Genomic DNA, 24,026 nt, shown 5'->3' with positions numbered 1-24,026 from the left:
AGCAGCGCCACGGGCAAGCCTGTAGGCGGAGACGAGGCCTCATCCAACCGACATCGCTGTGCGATACGGCCCACCTGGGCGCAAAGCACATCGGGGACAGCATGCAAAATCGTGATCAATTGCTGGCACGCACTGAGGCATATCTCAAGGGCCTGTTCGCTGAGGCGTCGGGCTTGCCCGCGGCCGAGTTTGATGCTGCCACGCCCTTTGGTGAGCTTGGCGTCGACTCGTTCCGGGTGCTGAAGATTCTGAAAGCGCTGGAAGCAGACTTTGGCAGCCTGCCCAAGACCCTGCTGTTCGAGAACTTCAATCTGGAGTCCTTGACCAGCTATTTCGTGGATCGACACGCGGAAGCCCTGCAGACGCGCCTCTCAAGCGGCTCGGCGGCCACACCGACTGTTGGCCGAGTGGCTGTACCTGCGAAGACCGTGGCGCCGATCGCGACGCCGCCGGGCCCACGACCACCGGCGCCTTCGCCTGCCGCATCGTTGGTAGCGCAGATCGAGCCGCTCCTGCTGCTGGAAGCCGACCTGCCCGCGCATCCGCAGTTACAGGCTCACATCGAGGGTCTGTACGCGCGCCACAAGAACGAAGGCTGCGTGTCTCGTGGCACCCGCGACATCGCGCCCAATCTGTTTATCGGCTCGCGCCGGCGTGGCTACTTCAACTACGCGCGCAGCCGCACGCTGATTCTTGTGTATGCCTTTACCGGCCCACGCGACTACTTCGCCGAGCTGGCGGCCGAGCTGCAGACACACTGCCAGCGCCACGGCTTGCTGCTCAATGTGTTCGCCGATGAAACGATTGAGGCCATCGGGGAAACAGCGTTTTCCTCAACTCCGTTTGGAGCGCTTCAGCGCGTCTGCGAGATTCGCGACTTCTCCCTGCAGGGCAGCGCCATGCGTCGTCTGCGCTACCTGCTGGCGAAGTTCGAGAAGGCCGGCCCCTGCCGCACTGTCGAGTACTTATGCGGTAGCCAGCCCCAGGTCGACCAGGAAATCGCTGCCGTCATCGACGCCTGGTGTGCCAGCAAGCCGATGGTCAACCCGCTGATCGCCCGCGTGCGTGAGGAGATCCTGCAAGGCAGACTGCACCCGCAGCATCGCCTTTTTATCACCTATCAGAACGATCGCCTGCAGAACGTCATTCTGATTTCTCGCCTTTGCGATGAGTTGAATGGCTATCTGATGGACCTGGAGTTCTACGGCCAGGACATGCCCCTGGGTGGGCTGGACTACGCCATCGTGCGGATCATCGAGGCGCTGGCTGCCGAAGGCTGTGACCTGCTCAGCCTGGGCGGCACCTATGGCTGCCGCCTGGAGCGCTCGCCGCTGGCCGATCCTGCGGTTGACCGCGTGCTCGACGACCTGCACCGCCAGGGCATCTTCAACGATGCCGGCAACTTGCAGTTCAAGAACAAATTCCGCCCACAGAACCGCAGCATCTACCTGTGCCGTCCGCGCGAGGCGGGCTCCGCCGACAGCGTGCTCGATCTGATCATGATGATCGCTGACCCCGAACGCACCCAGACCAACGACGCCGAGCATCACAATCCTGCACGCACTGCAGCGACATCGACGGCCCTCCCGCTAGCCCAGGCTGCACCGAGCCAGCCCGCACGCGCAACGGCCAACGCCTCGAAGAGCAGCGCAGCGTTGGACAGTGAGGCACAGTCCCGCCTGGCTGCACTGGCGGGCGCCGGTTTCAATCCTCTGCATCTCGCGGACGCTGCGGTCGAGTTCGAGCACAAGACCGACTCCTGGGCCCAGCTCAGGCACCGTCCGGAAGTTGCACAAAGCATGCTGGCCTTGCGCTCCGATCTGCAGACGCCGATCGATCTTCAGGCCGCATTGCGCGAGCTGATCCCGTTTCGCCACATCGCTCTGACAGAGTCAGGTCGCAGCGCGGACGAGTTGTTCTGCAAAGCCTGGGCGCGGCCCGGCCTGGTTCCGCAGAACCTGCTGTTTCCGACCTGCTTGTTCCACCAGATCGACAAGGGCTTCAGTCCACAGGAACTGCCGCATCCGTCCCTGTTCGCGGTGGACACCCCGTCAGCGCAGAAGGCCGAGCTGGATCTCGATGCGCTCAAGGCACTGTTGGCAACGCGTGCGGCCGAGGTGGCCTACGTCTGCGTGGAGCTCAGCGACAACGCCTCGGGCGGCCAGGCGGTTTCTCTGCGCCATTTGCGCGAACTGCGCGCACTGCTGGACAGCCACGGCCTGAGCCTGGTGATCGATGCGACGCGTGTGCTGGAAAACGCGCACCTGCTGGTGCAGCACGATTCCGAGCATGTGAATGACCGGCCCTGGGCTCTGGCACATGAGCTGCTCGCTCAGGCGCATGTGTTGATCGGCAGCCTGGCCAAGGATTTCGGCCTTGACCGCGGTGGCCTGATCGCCAGCGACGACGAGGCGCTGCTCGGCCGCGTGCATGCGCTGATGAGCCAGGAGGGCGGCGGGCTGACGGTGCTCGACAAGAAGCTGGTCGGCCTGGCCTTTAGCCGCCGCAGCCTGATCGAACAACGAGTGAGCCGCCGCCTGCGTCAGGTCGAGCAGGTCTGGCACTGCCTGGACTCGCTGGGTCTCCCTCTGTTGCAGCCGGCCGGCGCCCATTGCGTGCTGATCGACGTCAAGCGTCTGCCCGACTTCAACGCGCTGGAGCATCCGGTGGCGGCCTTCCTGGCCTGGCTGTACCTGCACACCGGCATCCGCGCCGGCGCTCACAGCGTAGGCATGCAAAAGAACGGTCCGATCAATGATCTGGTCCGGCTGGCGATCCCACAGGGGCTCGACGATGCCCACGTGCAGATCCTGTGTGAGCGCCTGCGCGCAGCCTTCGCCCCGACCGCCTACATTCCCGAACTGAGCCAGACGGGGGAGAGCGCGGCAGGCATGGGTGAACTCGCCGCTCGCTACGCACTGTTGGGCTTTAGCAATGCCCCGGCAGCGTCGAGCGAGACCCCCATCAGCGGCGAGCTTGAGATGTCCGGCAATGACCAGACGAAGCCGTCGGCGTCGGCTGCAGCCGCTCTCCGCCCCGCTGAGAGAGCCAAGCCCGGCGTCGGCGCGAAGGTGACGACCCAGTCGCTCCGCGATGACCAGGGCCTGGACATTGCCGTCATCGGCATGGCCGGCCGCTATCCGCAAGCCGACGATCTGCATGCCTTCTGGCAGAACTTGCGCGCCGGCCGCGACTGCATCAGCGAGTTGCCTGCGCAGCGGCGTGCACAGCGGGCGGGCGGTGCCTGCAACCGCGACTACCGGGGCGGCTTTCTCGACGCCATTGACCGCTTCGATTCGATGTTCTTCAACATCTCGCCTCGTGAGGCCGAGATGCTCGACCCGCAGGAACGGATTTTTCTGGAAGTCGCCTGGGAAACCCTGGAGGACTCCGGCTACTACCCCGAACTGCTGGCCCAGGAAGGCCGTCGCGATGTCGGCGTGTTTGTCGGTGCGGTCTGGGCTCTGTACCAGATCCTCGGCGTCGAAGCGAAGCTGGCGGGCGGCGAGCAGCACCCGAATTCGTTTCTCTGGAGCATCGCCAACCGCGTCTCCTACTGGATGAACTTCACCGGCCCCAGCCTCACGGTCGACACCGCCTGTTCGTCCAGCCTGACCGCGATCTACCTGGCCTGCGAGGCGATCCGCCGAGGCGATTGCTCCAGCGCCCTGGTCGGCGGTGTCAACCTTGATCTGCACCAGCACAAGTTCGATATAAACCATGCCGGCGGCGCCTTGTCGGCTGACGGCGTCTGCCGCAGCTTCGGCGAGGGAGCAAACGGCTACGTGGCGGGTGAGGGCGTCGGCGCCATCCTGCTCAAGCCCTTGGCGCAGGCCCTGGCGGATCACGACCAGATCTATGGCGTGATCCGCGGCGCCGCGTCCAATCACGGCGGACGCACCAGCGGCTACACCGTCCCCAACCCCAAGGCCCAGGCCGAGCTGATCGGCATTGCCCTGCGGCGTGCAGGCGTGGACGCGCGCAGCATCGGCTACATCGAGGCGCATGGCACCGGCACCGAACTGGGCGATCCGATCGAGATCGCCGGGCTCAGCCAAGCCTTTGCCCGTGACGGCGTGGCTGCGGGCCAGTGTCCCATCGGCTCGGTCAAGACCAATATCGGCCACCTCGAAGCCGGTGCCGGCCTGGTCGGCCTGAGCAAGGTGCTGCTGCAGATGCGCGAGCGCGAACTGGTGCCATCCCTGCACGCAGAACGGTTGAACCCGCATATCGAGTTTGAACACTCACCCTTCCATGTTCAGCGCCAGCTGCAGCCCTGGCGGCCGCAGGTACTGGATGGCGTGGAGCAGCCGCTGCGCGCCGGAGTCAGCTCTTTCGGAGCCGGTGGCGCCAATGCGCATGTCGTCGTAGAAGAATGCCGCGTAAAGCTGAGCAACGAGACCGTACCGGACGAGGGCTATCTGTTCCCGCTGTCGGCGCGCAACGAAGAACAGTTGAAGCAAATGGCCCAGCGCCTTCTTCAGCGGCTGGGCGAGCGTACCCACCGCCCGCGACTCTGCGATCTCGCCTACACCCTGCAGAACGGCCGCAAGTCGTTTGAGCACCGCGCTGCGATCATCGCTGCCGACTACCCGGCATTGCTGGCCGGGCTGGAGGCGCTTGCCAGCGGACGTAGCGTTCCTGACCTGCACTGCGGCCACGCCCGAGCCGCTGATGGCCTGACCCGATTGCTCGATCGCGAGGAGCGTGAGCGTTTCATCGAACTGCTGATGCAGGGCCGCGACCCCCACAAACTGGCTCGACTGTGGATCGACGGCCTGCTCTCGGATTGCCGCGGCCTGGTACAGGGCGATGCACGTCGTGTGTCCCTGCCCACCTATCCCTTCGCCGACAAGCGGCACTGGATCGCCACGGCGGCGGCAACGGCGCCGCGCATGCACTCGATCGCAGCCGGCCCAGCCCTGCACCCGCTGATCGACACCAATGAGTCGACCTTCAGCCGTCAGCTGTTCCGCAAGCGCTTCCATGCCAATGAGTTCTTCCTGCGAGAGCACGTGGTGTCGGGCCTGCCGACCCTGCCGGGAACCGCTTACCTCGATCTCGCCCGCCGTGCCGGCGAGCTGGCCACCGGGCTGCCGGTTCGGCGCATCCGCAACATCACCTGGGTCAGCCCACTGAGTGCGGTCGAGGGGGGCGTCGTGGACGTCCTGACCGAGCTGAAGCCCGCCGCTGAGGCCGTGCAGTTCGAGGTTTTCAGTGAGCGCGCCGACGGTAGTCGGCAGTTGTATGCCCAGGGCAAGCTGGAGTTCGCGGTGGAGCCGGCGGCGGCCGAGTTCATCGATCTCGCTGCTATCCAGTCGCGCTGCACACGTCTGCTGGGGGGCGATGAGGCCTACCCGCTGTTCGCCCAGTTCGGTCTGGACTACGGCCCCAGCTTCCGCCTGCTGCGCGAAGTTCATCGCACGGCCGACGAAGTGCTTGGCCTGTTGCAGCTGCCAGTGGTACGCGAGGCCGACTTCGACGCCTTCGTCCTGCACCCCTGCGTGATCGACGCCGCCATGCAGGCCGGCGTGGTCGGCCAACTCGGCCAGTCCGAGGGGCAGATGAAGGTGCCGTACTCGATCACTGAGGTCGAGCTGCTGCATCCCTTGAGCCGCACCTGCTACAGCCATGTGACGCGCACACCCGGCACGCGCGAATCCAGCAGTGGCGTCAGCCGTGAGAACGTCTGCATCGTCGACGAGAACGGTCGCGTGCTGGTACGTCTGCGCGAGTCCATCGGCGTGCCGCTCACGAGCGTGCACGAGAAGCCTGCCCCCCGCGCCCTTGGCGACAAGGGCAGCGACAAGGAGGGCTTGGACGAGCGCGGTTTCGACGAGTTGTACTACCGCCCGCAGTGGCTGGCGCGCGCGCTGCCGGAGTTTCCCAGCGAGCGCGGCGATGTGCTGCTGTTCGATCGCGATCCTCGACGCGCCGAGGCGCTGCGGGCGCTCGGCCTGCGGGTGCATTGCGTGCTGCCTGGCGATGCCTTCGAAGATCTGGGCGATGACAACTTCCGCGTGCAGCCGCGGCACAAGCAGGACTACGCGCTCTTGTTGGCCGAACTGCGCAGTCGTGCCGCCCTGCCCACCCGAATCTGCATCGGCTGGGGCAGTACAGAATCCGCAGCTGACGCCGAAGCCCTGCAAGCAGCCTTGGACGGTGGCGTCTATGCCCTGCTGAGCCTCAGCCAGGCCCTGATCGAGTGCAAGCTCGAGGGTCGATTGCAGTTGGTCTACCTGCATTCGCGCTCGCCCGGCGAAGTCGAGTTGCCGGAGCATGCCGGACTCGACGGCTTCCTGCGTAGCCTGCGCCTGGAAAACCCGCGGATCGATGCCAAGCGACTGCAGCTGGACAGCGACGACGTCACGCTCGCAGCACGAATCCTGCTGCACGAACTGCATTCCGCAGCCCAGCTCGACCTCAGCGTGCGTTATCGCGCTGGACTGCGCGAGGTGCGCAGCCTGGTCCGCCTCTCCGATGCCGAACTGCCTGCCGCGGAAGCCTCAGCCCTGCCACTCCGGCAGGGAGGCGTCTACCTGATCACGGGTGGTGCCGGTGGTCTAGGCCTCATCTTCGCTGAGTTTCTGGCACGCCAGTGCCAGGCGAAGCTGGTGCTCAGCGGCCGCTCGCCGCTGTCGAGCGAGCGCAGCGATGACCTGCAACGTCTGCGCGATCTCGGCGCCGAGGTCGAGTACCTGCAGGCCGACGTGTCGGAACCGAGCGCCGCGCGAGCCTTGATTGACCACTGCCAGCAGGCTCACGGTGGCCTGCACGGCATCCTGCACAGCGCCGGCGTGCTGCGCGATTCGTTCCTGCGCAACAAGACTCAGGAAGACATGGCGGCCGTACTCGCGCCCAAGGTGTTCGGCGGCTTCCATCTGGACCGCTGCAGCGCCGACCTGGCGCTGGACTTCTTCGTCTGCTTCTCCTCACTGGCCGCGATCGGCGGCAACGCCGGCCAGTGCGACTACGCCTACGCCAACTGCTACATGGATGCGCTGATGGCGCAGCGCGAGCAGCTCAGCGCCAGCGGTCAGCGCAGTGGGCGCTCGCTCAGCCTCAACTGGTCCCTGTGGGCCGACGGCGGAATGCGTCTGGACGAGCAGACCGAGATGTTCTTCCGCAAAACATTGGGCATCCGTCCTCTGCGGCGCGAGATCGGTCAGCAGGCGCTGCTGCGTGCTCTGCGAGCCGAGCCAAGTCAGATCGCGGTGCTTGAAGCAGTACGGGAAAAAATCGAGCTGGCGTGGGGGCTCGCTGCTCCCGTAGCCCAGCCCGTGCAGCAGGCCAGTGCGCCGGCTGCGGTCGTCGACAAGGCTGCGGCGAGCTCCGCGGGCTTGCATGACGCGGTCATCGCCGAGCTGTCCGGACTGGTCATGGAGATGCTGAAGCTCGGCGCCGATGAGTTGTCGCTGGACAACATCCTGCTGGATCTGGGCTTCGACTCGATCGGCCTCACCAGCTTCGCCAATGCGATCAACCAACGCTACCTGCTCGACATCAACCCGGTGCTGTTCTTCGAGTATCCGAGCCTGCGGGCGATCACTGACCACCTGCTTGAGGAGCACGCGGCCGCCATGGCCGCGGCGCATGTCGGCTCTGCCGGTACCGGCGTCGACCTAGCGACGACCGCCTCGGACCTGACCACAGCTGCCCCGACCACGCCAGTCACCGTCAGCGCGGTGGCCAGCACAGTCAGCCCCACATTTGGTCGCAAGCAGTGGCAGGCGCCCAGCCACGCATCCAACTCGGGCCCTGCTGGAACGGCGGCGTCGCCGACCAATCGCTTCCGCGACATGCCGATCGCCATCGTCGGCATGGCCGGCGTGATGCCGCAATCCGACACGCTGGAGGAGTTCTGGGACCACCTGGCAAACGCCCGCAACCTGGTCACCGAGATCCCGCGTGATCGCTGGATCTGGGAGCAGTACGACGGCAACCCGGTGAAGGAGGTCAACAAGTCCAACTCGCGCTGGGGCGGTTTCATGCGCGAGGTCGATAAATTTGATCCGCTGTTCTTCGGAATCACCCCGCGCGAGGCGGAAATGATGGATCCGCAGCAGCGGATCTTCATCGAAACCGTGTGGGCGGCGATCGAAGACTCCGGCCAGAAGGTCTCAGATCTGTCAGGTACCCGTACGGGCCTGTTCGTAGGCACCTCGGCCAAGGACTACATCGACGTACTCGCCACGCACCAGTCCTCACTGGATGGCTTCTCAGCCTCAGGCAACTCGCATTCGATCCTCGCCAACCGGGTGTCCTTCCTGCTCAATCTGCGCGGCCCCAGTGCGCCCCTGGACACCGCCTGCTCGAGCTCCCTGGTCGCCCTGCATCGAGCCATCGAATCGATCCACACCGGTAGTAGCGACATGGCCATCGTCGGTGGCGTGCAGGTGATGCTGACGCCGATCGCCCACATCTCGCTGAGTTCGGCAGGCATGCTCAGCATCGACGGCAAGTGCAAGACCTTCGACAAGGACGCCAACGGCTACGTGCGCGGCGAGGGTGTCGGCGCGATCTTCATCAAGCCCCTGCAGCAGGCCGAGGCGGACGGCAATCCCATTCATGCGGTGATCCGCGCCACCGCCGAGAATCATGGGGGTCGCGTGACCATGCTCACAGCGCCCAATCCCAAGGCACAGGCCGAACTGCTGTTCGAGGCCTACGACAAGGCCGGTATCGACCCCAGCACGGTCGGCTATATCGAATGCCACGGTACCGGCACCAGCCTGGGTGACCCGATCGAGATCCAGGCGCTGAAGAAGTCGTTTGGCGACCTGTATCGCGCCTACGGCTGTAGCGCACCGACCCAGGCGCACTGCGGTCTGAGCTCGGTCAAGACCAATATCGGCCATCTGGAGCCTGCCGCTGGTATCGCCAGCCTGCTCAAGGTGCTGCTGGCCATCCGTTACCAGCAGATCCCGGCCCTGCTGCACTTCCAGACCCTGAATCCCTACATCGATCTAGAAGGCAGCCCCTTCTACATAGCCGACAAGACCGTGCCCTGGGCCGCTCCGCGTGCGTCAACCGGCGAAGAACTGCCGCGCTGCGCCGGCGTCAGCTCCTTCGGCTGGGGCGGCGCCAACGCGCATGTGGTTCTGGAACAGTACAGACCACTTGCGCCGGCAACGCCGCTAAGCGCGGGCCCTTGTCTGGTGCCACTGTCGGCACGCAGCAGCGAGCGCTTGCGCGCCTACACACAGCGACTGGCCGATTTCCTGCAGGCAAAGCCCGACACCGACCTGCATGCCCTGGCCTACACCCTGCAAGTGGGCCGCGACCCGATGGACGAGCGCCTGGCCCTGGTGGCGCACTCCCATGCCGAGCTGCTGCAACGTCTTCAGGCTTTTGCCGTCGGCGAGGAGCAGATCGAAGGCCTGCAACGAGGGCGCGTACAGCGCTTCCGCAAGAACGAGCAAGGCTTGAGCTCGCTGGAACAGACGCCCGCGCCGGCAGTCTCAGAGGCCGAGCTGAAGGCGCAGTTCGCCGCGGGCGACTTCAACCAGATCGCCCAACTGTGGGTGGCGGGTCACGAACTCGACTGGACCGCCCTGCGCGCGGACAAGCCTCCGAAGCGACTCAGCCTGCCCGGCTATCCGTTCGCACGCGAGCGCCATTGGATCGACACCTCCGGGCGGCGCGGTTCGACCGCCACCCTCGAGCGCCTGCATCCCTTGGTGCACCGGAACTCCTCGCAGCTCGGCCTGTTGCGCTTCAGCTCCGAGTTCAAATCCAGCGACCTGCTGGTGGCCGAGCATCAACAGCGTTTGCCCGCCTTCGCCTATCTGGAAATGGTGCGTGCAGCGGTGATGCAGGCGCTGCCACAGGCAAGTCTATCGAACCGCCAATTGCGCTTGCGCGCAGAGTGGCCCGCAGCCGCCGGAGCATTGGGCGTGCGTCTGGATCTCAGCCTGCGTGGCACTCCCGCACAGGGCCTCGAGTTCGTCATCGACAGCGTGGATCTCGACGCCGGCCAACCGGGCAAGCGTATTGAACACTGCAGAGGTCGCGCCGAACTAGAGCCCGTGCAGGTGGCTCCGCGCCTGGACCTGGCGCAGCTAAGCGCTCTGCTTGGTCAGGGTGAAGTTGGTGTCGCCACTCTCGACACCCTATTGAAGACGATCGGCCCCGTTCGCGGACAAGCGCTGCGCTCCATAAGCCGATTGCATAGTGATCCTCAACACGTCTTGGCCGAGTTGGTCTTGCCGGACTCGGCACGCGATCTGTCTGAAACCTCCGGGCTGCACCCAGCCCTGCTCGACGGCGTGCTGCAAGCCGGAGTGTTGCTAGCCACCGGCTTCGCCCCCGTGCCCGGACAGTCATCACTGCCGCTGCGGATCGAAAGTCTGCAGCAGCTCGCGCCGTGTCAGTCGCACATGTTCGCTTGGCTGCGGCGAGCCCGTAGCAATACACCCGACTCGGTCGATGTCTGGCTGGACGCGGATCTCATGGATAAGGAAGGTTTGGTCTGTGTGCGCATGCGAGGCCTGCATCTGCACAGCGACCGACCGCCCTACCAACCCCAGCCCGCCGATGGAGACTTCGCTCGTCTGCTGGACTCGCTCTACCACAAACACCCCATCGCCAGCGCAGCGCCCAAAGGGCTGGAGCGGGCGTTTGAGAAGCTTCTGGAACAAATTCTGTAAGGACGATTAACCATGGCTAGTTCCGTTGAAGACGTGCTCGACGAAATCCTGAACCGCCGGATTGCCAAACAGGACGCATTGGAAAGCTTCAAAGCGCTGCCGGAAGCGCAACGAGAACGCATGCTCGCCAGCTTGCGCGAGCGGCTGGAGAATTCCGAGCCGGATCAGAAACCGATGCAGGCCCAGGAACTGCGCTCGCTGCACGAAATGAATATTGGTGCCGAGCAGCTGTCCGCCATTGATGCCTGGACGAAGGAGTATGCGCTGCGTGTGCCGCGCTCCAAGGACAACGCGCAGCGACACCAGACCTACTTCGTCGATCAACGCAAAACCGCGGGCTTGAAGCGGCCGCTAAAGGCGCTGCAGTTCCAGCTGACCTACGAGCGCGCAGAAGGCGCCTACATTTACGACGTCGATGGCAATCGCTATGTCGACTTGACCGGCGACAACGGCGTCAACCTGTTTGGCCACCAACCGGAATTCATGAAGCAAGCGCTGATCGAACGCTTGCATCGCGGCTATCCCCTGGTGGCCTATAGCGAAGACCTGTTCGAGGCGGCGCGCCTGTTCTGTGAACTCACAGGCCACGAGCGCATGGTCTTCACCCAGTCCGGCACCGAGGCCGTGATGTGGGCAGTGCGGATTGCGCGCGCCGCCACTGGGCGCAAGAAGCTGGTGATTCTGGACGGTTCCTACCACGGCCTGTCAGACGCAGTGCTGGCCTTTCGCGATCGCAAGGGTGGAAGCATGAGCGCCGGCCTCGGCATGCTGCAGGAGTTTGCCGACCAGTTGATCATTCTTGACTACGGCAATGTCGATCAGTTGCAGCAGATTGAAGCCGCTGCAGACGACATCGCAGCGGTTCTGGTAGAGCCGATCCAATCGCGCTTCCCATCGAGACAGCCGCTCGAGTACCTGCGCAGTCTACGGACCCTGACCCTCGAGAAAGGCATTGTGTTGGTGTTCGACGAGATGGTTACCGGCTTCCGGGCAGGACCCCGCGGTGCCGAGGGCTTTTTCAAGGTCAAACCTGACCTCTCGACCTACGGCAAAGTCGCCGGAGGCGGGATGCCAACGGGCATCATCGCCGGACTTTCCAAGTACATGGACTATGTGGACGGCGGTACCTGGGGCTTCGACGATGCCAGCATGCCCAGTCTGCGTCGCACCATGATGGCCGGCACTCATACCCAGAACTCCCTGAAGATCTCAGCAACGCTCGCTGTCTGCCGCGAAATGCAGCGCATCTGCGGCCCTGGCCCCGCCTGTGACGGAGTGAGCTGCGAATGTTCACTCGGCAGGATCAGCAAACAGACTACGGCGCTGGCCAGCGAGGCAAATGCCTACTTTGCCGAAAAGCGCGTGCCATTGCTGACCGAACATTTCAGCTCACTGTTCAGATTCCAGGTGACCGACGATCCGTTTGGACTGACTCGTGAACTGTTCTTCTTCCTGCTGCGCCTGCAGGGCGTAGAGACGTCCACTTCGGGCAACTGCTTTCTGACCACAGCGCACACGGATGCCGATCTGCGCGAAGTCATGGATGCCGTAAAAAACAGCGTTGACAGAATGCTCGAACACGGCTTCTTTGCTGCTGCTGAACTGGCTGAGGTGCAAACGGTGGCGGCGCCCGCCGCAGCCCCCATCCAGACAGAGCCCGCACACCTTGTGCTTTCGTCCGCAACAGATCCAATGCAGGAACTCAAGCGGCTGATCCTTGCCGATCTTCAAGTCGCAGGCGCAGGAGTCCGCTGAGATGTCCAGCCAGACCCTGACCGACACCCTGGGCGACGTGCTGCGACTGATCGAGCTCACTCTAAAAGTGCCCGCCGATAAAGTGGACATCGACGCCAACTTTGAAACCTTCGGCATCAATTCACTGATTGTCATGGAGCTGATGGAGAATATTGAGCGCGAGCTTGATGTCACTCTGACCCCTGCACAGTTCTCCAATGTCGACAATGTGCGCGGTCTGGCGGAGCTGCTCGACCGACTGAAGCAGCCGCAGGCACCCGCACACACCGCTGCCGCCGCAGCGCAGCCCATACCTGTTCCGAAGGCGATCGGGCTCACACCCGCAAGTGCCCGCAACGAAGTTGACAGGCTATTGGAAGAGATCACCCAACAGTACGCCATCAGTTTGTACGGCCGTGGGTTGGATTCAGTCGACTCTATCGTAGATGTCCTGATCAACGAGCATTCCGACAGTTTGCTTTTGCACTACGGATTGGCCGCTGAAATCGACACCCCGCGCACGAACCGACCGGGGGCTCGGCCAGTTGCGGCTCCTGCGATTGCGATCGTCGGCATCAGCTGCCGTATGCCTGATGCCGAGGATCACCATCAGTTCTGGGACAACCTCATCTCTGGCCGAAACAGCATTCGTGAAATTCCTGCAAGCCGCTGGCGATGGCAGGATCACTACGCAGAGTCCGTGCAACCCGGTAAGACAATTTCAAAATGGGGCGCGTTGATCGAGGATGTCGATTGCTTCGACGCCGAGTTCTTCGGGATCACCGATAGCGACGCGGCCAGTACGGACCCCCAGTTGCGCCTGCTGCTGGAGGAAACCTATCGCGCGGTCGAAGACGCCGGCATTGATATGCGCAGCCTTGCGGGCTCCAGGACCGGCGTCTTCGTCGGCTACGAGTACTCCGAGTACGAACATCACCTGCGCCGCCTCAACAACCAGGATTTCACCCAAGGACCGCTGTTCAGCTCGTCCAGCCCGGCCTACTACCTGTCGAACCGGATTTCTTACGTGTTCGACCTGTGCGGTCCCAGCGAATCGATCAACGTCAATTGCGCATCTTCGGCAGTCGCTCTGAACCGTGCCTTCCAGTCACTGCAAAACGGCGAAAGCAACCTCGCCATCGCCGCGGCAGCGTCTTTGAATCTGTTTGCCGGCGACTACATCGCCTCGTCTCAGTACGGGGTGCTCTCACCGGATGGCAGCAGCGGCGTGTTCGACGACGAGGCCAATGGCTTTACCCGCGGAGAAGCAGTCGCCGGTGTGGTGCTGAAGCGGCTGGCCGACGCCGAACGCGATGGCGACCGCATCTACGCAGTCATCCGTTCCAGCCACCAGACCTACCGCGGCGCAGCCCGCAATATCTCTGAGGTCAAGCACGAGGCGATCTCGCGGGTTCTCAGCGAGTGCTACGCCAAGGCAGACATCGACGCCAACAGCATCCGCTACATTGAAGTCGACGGGTATGCCTCGAAATGGGCGGATTCGTTCGAGTACGAAGGGATCAAGGGGGCGTTTGCGACACTGCCGAGTTCTGGCAAGCGCTGTGCGCTTGGCAGCCTCAAAGGCAACATCGGCAATGTTGAATCGGTCAGTGGCATGGCCAGCCTGATCAAGCTCGCGCTGTCCCTGCATCATGGCCGCTTTCCCGCCACGATCTCGATGAAGAAGCGCAACAGTTTCATCGATATCGACAACCCGAATCACCCTCTGTACATCGCCGATCGCGAACTGAACCTGGTCGATTTACGCGACATGCCGGACCAGCCTGTCCGAGCCGGCCTTAACTCATTTGCAGACAGCGGCTCCAACCTGCATATCGTGCTGGAGGAATACCGCGCGCCCGCCCGGTCCACAGCCGGGGTGGTCGCGCGGCAGTTGTTCCTGTTGTCAGCCCGGACTCCGACCCAGCTTGCCGCCTGCGTACAACGTCATATCAGCTTCCTTGAGCACGAGCGCGTCCAGGAAGATTACCTCGACCTCGCCCTCACCACGCAAGTCGGCCGCGAAGCGCATGCCGAGCGTCTCGCTATCGTGGCAGGGTCCAATCAGGAACTTCTAGAGAAACTCCGACTGGTCGCCAAGGCAGGCATTCGTGAGCGCCTTGGACTGGAAGGTCGCGAAATATTCCATGCGCGGATCGAGTCCAGCACACGACTAGGCGTAGCCAGCCTGATCAGCGAAGATATGGCCTTGACGCAGTTGCAGCAGTGTCAGCATTCCGGCGACTGGAAGCAGATCGGCCTGCTATGGGTGAACGGAGTCGCCATACCCTGGCATCGTCTGTGGCAGGGTCAAGCGGTTCGCAAAGCATCCCTGCCTACCTATCCATTCGCACGTACCCGCCATTGGATCGATGTCGAACCCGCAGATCCGGCCGCTCCATCTGAGGCCAGGTCAGTCACCACCGCTACGCTTCCAATTGAACAAGCATCCGACGCAGCGGCCCAGGGCGACCCCGCTCCCAAAACGCCGCGCTGGTTCTTCTATTTTCCGCGCGAGGTAGACGGCGCAGAAGATGCCTTCTTGCCTGCGGAGAAGCTTGAACTGTTCATGCAGCAGGAGGTGGCAGCACAGCAGAAGATCGAGCTCGGGGCCGTGGACTGCGGCTGCAACTTCCTCGATCTTGGGATGAACTCGATCGGTGTTGCCGAGCTCATCATCAAGCTGGATGCACTGCTACAGATCAATCTGTCGCCGAGTGTGCTGTTCAAACACCCGGAGATCCGCAGCCTGAGCGCCTACCTCGCGGACGCCTATGGCGAGCGCGTTCAAGCCCTACGCGTGGCCAGCGAGCCGCCCGCCAGCGACACGATCGGCAGCGCAGGGGTGGCTGTTGTGGCTGAGAAGCCGGGCGCTCCACGGCCTGCCGACTTCCTGATCCCATTGCAGCCTCAGGGTGAGCGTGCTGCGCTGTTCGCGCTGCCCGGCGCTGGCGGCGGTGCGGTCTCGCTGCAGCGGCTTAGCCAAGTCCTGGGGCGTGAACAGCCGTTCTTCTGCCTGGAAGCCGTGGACGTAGAGGGTGAGTGGCCACCCATGCCCAGTGTGGAGGCCAATGCTGCTTTCGCACGCCAAGCCATCCGTGAACATCAGGCACAAGGCCCCTATCGACTGCTCGGCTACTCCAACGGGGGTTTGGTTGCATTCGAGATCGCACGCCAGTTGCTTGAAGAAGGCGACGAAGCCAGCCTGGTGCTGCTCGACACCTTGGCACCCGGCCACACCGGCAAGGACCCGCTGCAAGAGATGGTCGAAGTGTTTCGTCACTTCATCGGCTCCCTCGGTGCGAGTACTGACTTGAGCCTTGCCGAACTGCAGGCCGTTCCTGCGGAGGATCGCGCGGCCTTTCTTTACACCCGCACCGAACAGCTTGGTTTGAATTTGCCGCGTCGCCAGTTTCTGAACACCTTTGCCGCCGCCCAGTCCAGCGAGATTGCGTGCCAGTCCTATCAGCCGTTGCCGCTGACACAGGATCTCGATCTCATTCTGTTCCGCTCCGACGCGGCCTACCCAGAGGCTCCAAGGGACTACGGTTGGTCAGCGCTTCTGACGCAGGCCCCGCGAGTTGTCGAATTGCAGGGCGATCACTTCGGCGTGCTGGAATCCCCCGCCGCCGAGGAGATCGCACGACACCTGGACACTCCGGTCGAACCCACCCCGAGTCCAGCCGCCCCGCGACAGGGACGCAAGCGCGGTCGGGGCTGACCCGTTCACCGCCGTTGCAACGCCTAGCCCCGGGTCTCTACCCAGGTTCCTCGCTGCGAGCCTTCGCTCTATTGACGGGCGCGGCCGAGTCCTCAGGAAAAACGCAGAAATGAACAGCAAGCCACACCTCAACGGGGGCATTGCCACACGCCTCAATCATCACTTTGAACAGGTGCCTTCACTCTTGCACCGGGCCCGCTTCCTGGTTTGGGCACTGTTCCTGGGTCTGACGGCCCTGGCATTTGTAGGCATGGGCAAGCTGCGCTTCGACATGACGATCGAGGGTTGGTTTGCCGAGGATGATCCGGGACTGGTCTCACTGCAGGCCTTTCGCGCCCAGTTCGGCAGCGAGGACAATCTTTACGTCATCTACGCACCACTTGATGGCGATGTGTTCTCGGAAAAGTCGCTGCGGCTGGCAAGGCAGATCCGAGAGGATCTGCTGGACCGCCAACTGGCGTTGGCTGAGGACGAGCCCTCCGCGCTTCGACGCATGGTCCGAGTGACTGCGCTGACCAATGCACCCGTGTTGACCGCCGAGGGGGATGCACTGATTTCGCGGCACCTGGTGCGCGGCCCCGTTCCGGAGACGAAACCGGCGCTTGAAGATATCCGCAGCATGGCTGACTCGCAGGAGACGTTCCCACGCCTTTACTACTCAGAGGATGGTCGCTACGGCGCCATCATCGTCGAGACGGACTTTGGCAGCGTCGAGACCCCTGCCACCGACAGCGACAGCACCGATGCCACGCCCTTCATGCTCAACCTGGCGGCCGACACGGTCTTGATGGATTACCAAGACACGGCGCCGCCCGCGCAGCCAGAGTTCAAGTCCACCGATCTCAGCGAGTACTACGACTTCATCCGTGCCGTGCAGGTCACCCTGACCAAGCCAGAGTTTGCCGAACACTTCCGCTACTTTCCGATCGGCAATCCGGCAACCACCGAGCACGACATGAAGATGCTCGAAGAGATGGGCAGCCTGTATTCGGGTCTCCTGGTGGTCATGATGCTGGTGCTGTTGCTGCTGTTCCGCAGCCCCAGCGGCGTTGTCTGGCCAGTGGCAATTGTGCTCCTGAGCTGCGTATGGACCCTCGGCCTGGCCGGTTGGCTGGGCTTTACGCTTACCGGGTTTCTCATACTGACCCTGGTCATGATCCTCGTGATCGGCATAGCCGACCCCGTCCATCTCCTGTCGGGTTACCTGTACCGCCGCGACCAGGGAATGGAGCACGAGCAGGCCATACGCACAACGTTCGGGGTAACCGCCAACGCGGCCCTGCTCACAACCGTAACCACCGTGCTGGGAATGCTCTCCGTGGCTTTGAGCCCAATCGTACCGATTCGCGTGTTTGGTCTTATGACAGCGGCAGGCATCGTGGTCGCGTTTGTGCTCTCGATCTACGTCATGCCCTTGATGCTGGAACTGTGGTGGCCGCATAAACGGGCGACGGGCTCCAGCTTGTTCGCCCGCCTGAGTTTGCGTGGGCTGTTGCCGGATCCCGCGCGCCTGAGCCAGCGCCTGCTGCGGCCTGTTCTGCCCATCGTGGAGCGTCGACCGTGGTGGGTCATCGGAGTATTCGGCGCCGCCACGCTGGCCTGTCTTTACGGAAGCGCTTTGGTGAGGATCGATACCGATCCGATCGCTCAGTACCCACAGCATTCGCCCATCCGCGACAGCTTCCAAGTTGCCGACGAGGAGATGATGGGGTCGCAATCCTTGGTCGTGTACTTCGATCTTGGCCGCGAGTACGCCTTTCAAGACCCGTGGGCCATGCAGCGCTTCGAGGATCTGCAGGACCAGATCAAGAGTCGCTTCAGCAAACACGTGGTTCGTACGGCGTCCTTGGTCGACGTGGCGAAGAAGTCCTACCAGACGCTCAACGAAGACCGGCCCGAAATGCACGTCATTCCGCCGACTCCGGAACTGCTCTCGCAAACGCTCTTCATGTTCGACAACTCGAACCCGACCGAGCGGCGCCGCATGGTCTCCGACGACTACAGCCGCGCCCATGTCACTGTCTATCTACGCAACGCGGGTTCCTACACTTACACCCGGGTGTTCGAGGAAATGCAGGCCGACATAGATGCCGCAGTTCTGGCCTTGCGCGAACGATACCCAGAGGCGAAGGCCACTGTCACCGGCATGTTCACGTTGATGATGAACGGTTCCGATTATCTTGCCTGGACATCGCTGTTCACGTTCGGAACGGCCCTGATCGCGATAAGCGTGGTCCTTCTCCTGGTCTTCGGCTCACTGCGCATCGGTCTGATAGCGATCCTCGCCAACGCGTTGCCGGCAGCACTTTGCTTTGGAGTTCTGGGACTGCTCGGTATACCCATGGACTTTTCGACCGTGTTGATCGCGCCGATCATCATCGGCATCGCGGTCGACGACACGATTCACTTCCTCGTGCACTACCAGCGGGAGGTCGCCCTCGATGGCGATGTACCACGCGCCCTGCGCGAAACCTTGCAGTCGGTGGGCCAGGCGGTCCTGTTCACTTCGTTGATTCTCGGCCTGGGGCTTTCGATCCTGATGTTCTCTTCGAGCATTGGAACCGCCACCGTCGGCCTGCTGGGCGCACTCGCGGTGTTTGCGGCGCTGCTGGCCGACCTGTTCCTGCTGCCTGCCATGTTGCTGGTGTCTGCCCCCGAGTCCACCCGCGCCAACTTGCTTGCCGATCCGGCCTAATCGTTCCACCGCTCCATCCATCCGCTGTTCTCGGAGTTCTCCCATGTATCCGATGCAACCCCCGCGCGCCCAGCGCGTCAGCATGCTCTGCCTGCTCGTCCTGTGTCTGACTTTTACTGCCGGTGTCGCTTCGGCAATGAGCCCGCGTGAGATCGCTGATCGTTTCGACCACGTTTTGCGCAAGTCTCACTCCACCCTGATGACCAAGTTCACTCTGAGCACTTGCCGTTTCCGCGTCGAAGAAGGCACGGCGCGCTGCGCCGAGCGGCCCCGGGTGTCTGTGATCGAGAATCTGCTGAAGTTCTACGGCGACGACATCCGTTCGACCGCCATGATTCTTGAGCCAGCCCGTGAACGCGGCATCGCGATGCTCAACTATGAATACTACGAGCCAAGCCAGGACAACTCTGCCTGGATCTATCTACCCGCACTTGGCAAGGTAAAGCGCGTTATTGCTACCCAGGACAGTGACGACAGCGGTGCCTTTTTTGGTTCGGAGTTCTATATCGAGGATCTCGACTACCGCCGCCCCGATGAGTACGTTTTTGAACTCCTCGAAGAGGTGGACATCTCAACGCATGAGATCACCGGGCCGACAATGCGCCCGGCCTGGGCGCTGCAGTGGACACCCACCCCGGAGCGCGCCCGCAAATCCAAATACGGGCGCGTGGTCACCTGGATCGACCGCGAACGCCACATCCTGCTGAAAGAAGAACTCTTCAACCACAATGGGCAGCGCGTCAAGGAGCGCACCGTCAGTGGGCTTGAGTTCGTCGAAAATCACTGGTGGCCGAAGCGAGTGGTGATGACCAATCTGCTCACCCGACGCGTTTCGACCATTGATCGCCTGAACAATGTGTTTGATCGTGAGATTCCCGACGAAGTGCTGACCCAGCGAGTTCTCACTGACCAGCCCTTCCGCGAGCGCCATATGAATGAGGTTCGGAAGGCGTGGAACTAGAGGCAGCGCGGGTGCGTGACTTCGCGCGCTGGGCCCTCATCGTCCCCCTGCTCGCCTGCGCAGCCACCCAGGCCGATGAGCCTCCTCCCCTGAATGACTCTAGCTTCGAGTTCGAGCTCGACACCTGGGAGGAAGCCGAAGAATCGTTCTGGTCAAGCGCTCGCTTCACTTTGGGTCACGAGCTTGCAGTGCGGCGAACCCGAAGTGACACCAGCGACTGGACCAACAACCGGAGTTCATTTCGGCTTGAGTACGAAAGGCACGTCGGTGAGGGCATCTTCTTGCGCCTGGATACCAAGCTGACCGCCTTCCTGGAGAACGATCATCGTGCAGAGGCCCACGGACGGAAGGTCCATTCGGAGAACCTGGGAAGAGAGGCATACGCACAGTACAGCCGCGGAGCACACAGCCTGCGCTTTGGGCGACAAATTCTGATCTGGGGCGAATCCGAAGTCGGCGCGATCACCGACGTGATAAGCCCGCGAAACTTCTCCGAGCTGTTCTTTATCAGCCTTGAGGAATCGCGGATCGGCCAGAACATGATCAGCTATGAACGCTTTTCTGGAACAGGCGAGTGGAGTGCCTTTGTGGTACCCGAGGCGAGCTTCAATCGCTACCCGAGGGCAGGAACGGCCTACGAATTCGAGTCGAGTGACGTTGTTGCTCTGGACGCCATCGCCGAGCGCTCGGAGTTCGGCGGCCGCTGGAGGCGATCCTCGGACAGTATCGATCTAAGTCTGATGGCGGCTCGACTGATCTCCAACGACCCAGTATTCAGCCTGGATGAAGACGGCAACCTACGGCGTGACTCGCAACGCTTCGACATGCTCGGTGCCGCGATCAATCACTCACGCGGCAACGCGCTGTTCGCTGCCGAGTTCGCTCACAAGGCGGGCTTGGCGTTCGCCACCGATGCTCTGCAGACCGTTGAGCGCAGCACTTTGGATCTCTCCCTGCGCGGCGAGTACGCCCTCGGAAAGGGCGGCTCGCACTCACTAGGCCTGGAGCTCGCCAACAGCCATGTGCGCAACTGGGATGCCGCGTTGCGGGTGCCGCGCAACCAGTCTTCGATTGCTCTCGTCTGGAACAACATGTTCTTCAACGACACGCTGACTGCCAACGTACTGGCGATCGCTAACCACCCCTACAGCAGCTCCCTGTTCTCGGCGTTCCTGTCTTACAAGTGGGACGACCGCATCAGCCTCAACCTCGATGCATTTCATATATCCACCAGCGACCCGCGGGCTGAGCTGTACCCGTTCCGCGGCCAGAGCACCTTGGTTTTCCGAGTGCTCTATCAGTTTTGACGGGAGCGCAACATGCAGGAATCAACCAGGTTCGACACCATCGTGGTCGGCAGCGGGACCTCAGGGGCGGCGCTTGCTCGCGATCTCAGCGCCGGGGGACAGAAGGTCCTGCTGCTTGAGCGCGGCCCGGACCTTCGGCCCAAGGAAGGTCTGCTCGCACTGGCACGTATGACTGACGAAGTTCGTCTGGGCGAAGGGATGACGGTTTCTCGTGGTTTGGCCACGGGGGGCTCCAGCAACCTCTATTTTGGAGTTGCAAAGAGCCCTTCCTTGGATATGTTCCGACGCTACGGAGTCGAGCTCGACACTGAGCTTGAAGAGGTGCGCGCTGAGCTCGGCTTCGCTCCATTGCCCGAATCACTGATCAGCGAAAAGTCACGGCGTCTTCGCGACAGCGCCCGCGCACTTGGGCACGTATGGGGTGCACACGACATGCTGGTCGATCCCAAGCGTTGCGCGTCGGGTTACAGCTTTGACGCAATTTGGCGCGCGCGCAGCCACATCGACCAGGCCTGTTCACACGGCGCTGAGCTGCGCAACCACGCGAGAGTCGAGCGTCTGCTGCTGAAGGGTGATCGCGCTATCGGAGTCGAGTACATGCACAGCCCAGCCTTGCGCTGGCCCCGACGTCTGCAGGCACATGCGGACAACATCGTGATCGCTGCAGGCGAGCTGGCCAGCCCTCAGTTGCTTCGCGCCAATGGCGTGACGGACGTCGGGCAACGCGGCTTCTTCTGTAACCCCGGCTACGTCTTGTACGGTGTCGTACCCGAGGCAAGCAGCGCTGACAGCTTCGTCGGCTGTATGGGCGGCATAGAGCAGGAAGGCGTAGAGCTTGGCGATGCCAATGTGCCGAGGTTTCTGCACCGCCTGATGATGATCGGTAGCTTCAAGCCCCGTCATTTGGTGGCCTACGGCGGAACCCTGGGGATCGGGGTGAAGGTGCGCGATCAAGTCAGCGGAGAGTTGGACCCTGAGGGGCGGTTGCGCAAGCACCTGGCGGATGAAGACCGTGCCCGGTTGCAGCGGGGAGAACAGGCCGCGCGCGAGATCCTCGAGCACGCGGGCGCACGCCACGTTTTCAACTTCGGACTCGTCAGTGCTGGTCGTGTCGGCGGAATGGTGCGCATTAACGAACATGTGGATACTGACCTGCAAACCCGCTTCCGGGGGCTCTTTGTCTGCGATGGATCGGTGATTCCCGACGAATGCCGCAATCCACCCGCCGTTACTCTGCTCTGCCTCGCCAAGCGCTTGGCAAAGCGAATCAAAGGCTCGGCCCAAGGTACGACGCAACTCCCGCACAAATGACGTATGTAGGCCTATCACCGCGGGCTCAACCCGCTTCTTCCGGTGGCTTTGCCCGCCGACATTCAATCCTGGAGGCTCTATGGCCACTGTAATCGGCACCACGGGCGACAGCCCGTCGGAAACCATCGCTCGTCCGCGTTCACGACTCATGCGCCTGTTGCGTCTGTCCACCTACCTGCTGGCCGGTTTGGTGCTTTTTATCTTTCTGGTCAACTTGCTGTGGAAGGCCAGCGGGGACAATCAATGGCACCTCGAATTTGAACGTAATGGCGTTCAGGTTTACTCATTGAAAGAGCCTGGCACCTACAACAAGCGATTCCGTGCATTGACGCGTACCGACTACACGCTCACTCACCTGGTGGCCGGCCTGATCGAAAATGCCACACTCGACAACTGTCTGAACTCGATTCCCGATTGCGTCGATCTCAAGGTGATCTCGCCCTGGGACAGCAAGACCATGTCCGACACCGTGCTCTGGAAGCTGGGCCTACCTGCCCCCTTCACGGCCCGAGAAATAGTAATCCGCTCCCAGGTTTCCCAGGATCCTGTCAGTCGCGCGGTCACCATTGACGTCATCGCCGCGCCAAACAGTGCACCTCGAAACCCTGATGCAATTCGCCTGACCCATGTGCAGAACCGTTGGATCTACACACCGAAGGAAAACGGTCAGGTTGAGATCGAGTTCATCCAGGACATGGACATGGGCGGGACATTTCCGCGCTTCCTGCTGAACCTCGCCGGTGCGGAAGAAGTCTACAAGTTTATTCACGATCAGCTGCCGCAACTGCTCGACAAAACTGAATTGCGCGGCGTCCGTTACGATTTCATCAAGGAAGCCTGATCCATGCGCACGAATCGTCTGAAAAAATGGGGCAAGCGCCTGTTGCTCGGAACCGCTGTCCTGGTACTCGTCGGAGCTGGTACGAACAGTGCGTGGACCCTGTCTGGGTCGAACACGTGGGAGCTTGAGATTGACCGTGACGGCATCCAGGTCTACTCATTCAAGGCTCCTGGCACGTTCAACAAGCAGTTCAAAGGCGTTGCCCGCGGCGACTACACCCGCAGCCAGATCGCAGCTTCTCTGCTTCTCGATAACGACAGCTTGGAAAACTGCAAGGAATGGATTCCGGTCTGCGTCGACTTGACCGTACTCGAGCCGTACAGCGAGGAGGCCCAAGGTGACTCGGTGCTGTGGACGCTTGAGCTGTTGCCCCCGGTCTTCAAGAACCGCGAATACGTCATCAAGAGTCACGCGGCACAGGACCCCGAAACCGGCATAGTCACCATCGATGTGATGGCTGGCGGCGCCAAGGTCCCCTTGAATGATTGCTGCATTCGCATCACCCACATTCACAACCGTTGGCAGTTGACCCCCGTGGAGAACGGCCAGCTTGAGATAGTGCTGGTCCAGGATTTCAGCATGGGCGGCTTCTTCCCCGATTTTCTGGTCAACCTGGGTGGCGCCGAGGAAACGTTCAAGCTGTTCAGCGAGCAGTTGCCGACACTGGTCGACAAGCCGAAGTACCGCAACGCGCGCTTCAGTTTCATCAACGAAGCTCAAGGGATGACCGAGGCGACCGCAGCGGCAACACCAGTTATTCGCTGATCAACTCGATCGGGCTGCCCAACTGGCTGTCCGTGCCGGGCC

The 24,026-nt window shown here is 62.4% G+C and carries 9 protein-coding genes; all 9 read left to right on the top strand.

Features of this window, described 5'->3' with window-relative positions; all coding sequences use genetic code 11:
- The first annotated feature begins 101 nt into the window (after positions 1–101).
- The 9 genes from ACIQ7H_RS01310 (at position 102) to ACIQ7H_RS01270 (ending at position 23,984) form a co-directional block, all read left to right on the top strand.
- On the top strand, positions 102–10,649 hold the full coding sequence (locus ACIQ7H_RS01310; protein WP_395787579.1) for an SDR family NAD(P)-dependent oxidoreductase: 10,548 nt from the start codon (positions 102–104) through the stop codon (positions 10,647–10,649).
- 12 nt (positions 10,650–10,661) lie between these two features.
- Complete coding sequence (locus ACIQ7H_RS01305; RefSeq protein WP_395787577.1) at positions 10,662–12,404, top strand: aminotransferase class III-fold pyridoxal phosphate-dependent enzyme; 1,743 nt, start codon at positions 10,662–10,664, stop codon at positions 12,402–12,404.
- Between the two features lies 1 nt (position 12,405).
- Positions 12,406–16,104 (top strand): beta-ketoacyl synthase N-terminal-like domain-containing protein, encoded by a 3,699-nt coding sequence (locus tag ACIQ7H_RS01300; protein ID WP_395787575.1) that lies wholly within the window; start codon positions 12,406–12,408, stop codon positions 16,102–16,104.
- Between the two features lie 109 nt (positions 16,105–16,213).
- Positions 16,214–18,799, top strand: a complete 2,586-nt coding sequence (locus tag ACIQ7H_RS01295; protein WP_395787573.1) for an RND family transporter — start codon at positions 16,214–16,216, stop codon at positions 18,797–18,799.
- Between the two features lie 43 nt (positions 18,800–18,842).
- Positions 18,843–19,760, top strand: a complete 918-nt coding sequence (locus ACIQ7H_RS01290; protein ID WP_395787571.1) for an outer membrane lipoprotein-sorting protein — start codon at positions 18,843–18,845, stop codon at positions 19,758–19,760.
- A complete protein-coding gene (locus ACIQ7H_RS01285; protein ID WP_395787569.1) occupies positions 19,751–21,067 on the top strand; it encodes a DUF1302 family protein in 1,317 nt (438 codons plus the stop codon). Before ACIQ7H_RS01290 ends, ACIQ7H_RS01285 begins: the two co-directional genes overlap by 10 nt.
- A gap of 12 nt (positions 21,068–21,079) precedes the next feature.
- Entirely contained in the window at positions 21,080–22,378 is a 1,299-nt protein-coding gene (locus tag ACIQ7H_RS01280) for an FAD-dependent oxidoreductase (protein ID WP_395787567.1), read from the top strand.
- A gap of 79 nt (positions 22,379–22,457) precedes the next feature.
- Positions 22,458–23,219, top strand: a complete 762-nt coding sequence (locus tag ACIQ7H_RS01275; RefSeq protein ID WP_395787565.1) for a hypothetical protein — start codon at positions 22,458–22,460, stop codon at positions 23,217–23,219.
- A gap of 3 nt (positions 23,220–23,222) precedes the next feature.
- Positions 23,223–23,984, top strand: coding sequence for a hypothetical protein (locus ACIQ7H_RS01270; protein ID WP_395787563.1), 762 nt, complete (start codon positions 23,223–23,225; stop codon positions 23,982–23,984).
- Positions 23,985–24,026 lie beyond the last annotated feature (42 nt).

The organism is Aquimonas sp. (genome assembly GCF_044377145.1).
Lineage (GTDB): Bacteria > Pseudomonadota > Gammaproteobacteria > Xanthomonadales > Xanthomonadaceae > Aquimonas.
The sequence above is the reverse complement of the archived record's forward strand: the minus strand, read 5'-3'. Positions and strand labels throughout refer to the sequence as shown.

Bases quoted from the DNA above. Each gene is read 5' to 3' on its own strand.
- ACIQ7H_RS01310 (WP_395787579.1), top strand. From the start codon at position 102: ATGCAAAATCGTGATCAATTGCTGGCACGCACTGAGGCATATCTCAAG.
- ACIQ7H_RS01305 (WP_395787577.1), top strand. From the start codon at position 10,662: ATGGCTAGTTCCGTTGAAGACGTGCTCGACGAAATCCTGAACCGCCGG.
- ACIQ7H_RS01300 (WP_395787575.1), top strand. From the start codon at position 12,406: ATGTCCAGCCAGACCCTGACCGACACCCTGGGCGACGTGCTGCGACTG.
- ACIQ7H_RS01295 (WP_395787573.1), top strand. From the start codon at position 16,214: ATGAACAGCAAGCCACACCTCAACGGGGGCATTGCCACACGCCTCAAT.
- ACIQ7H_RS01290 (WP_395787571.1), top strand. From the start codon at position 18,843: ATGTATCCGATGCAACCCCCGCGCGCCCAGCGCGTCAGCATGCTCTGC.
- ACIQ7H_RS01280 (WP_395787567.1), top strand. From the start codon at position 21,080: ATGCAGGAATCAACCAGGTTCGACACCATCGTGGTCGGCAGCGGGACC.
- ACIQ7H_RS01275 (WP_395787565.1), top strand. From the start codon at position 22,458: ATGGCCACTGTAATCGGCACCACGGGCGACAGCCCGTCGGAAACCATC.
- ACIQ7H_RS01270 (WP_395787563.1), top strand. From the start codon at position 23,223: ATGCGCACGAATCGTCTGAAAAAATGGGGCAAGCGCCTGTTGCTCGGA.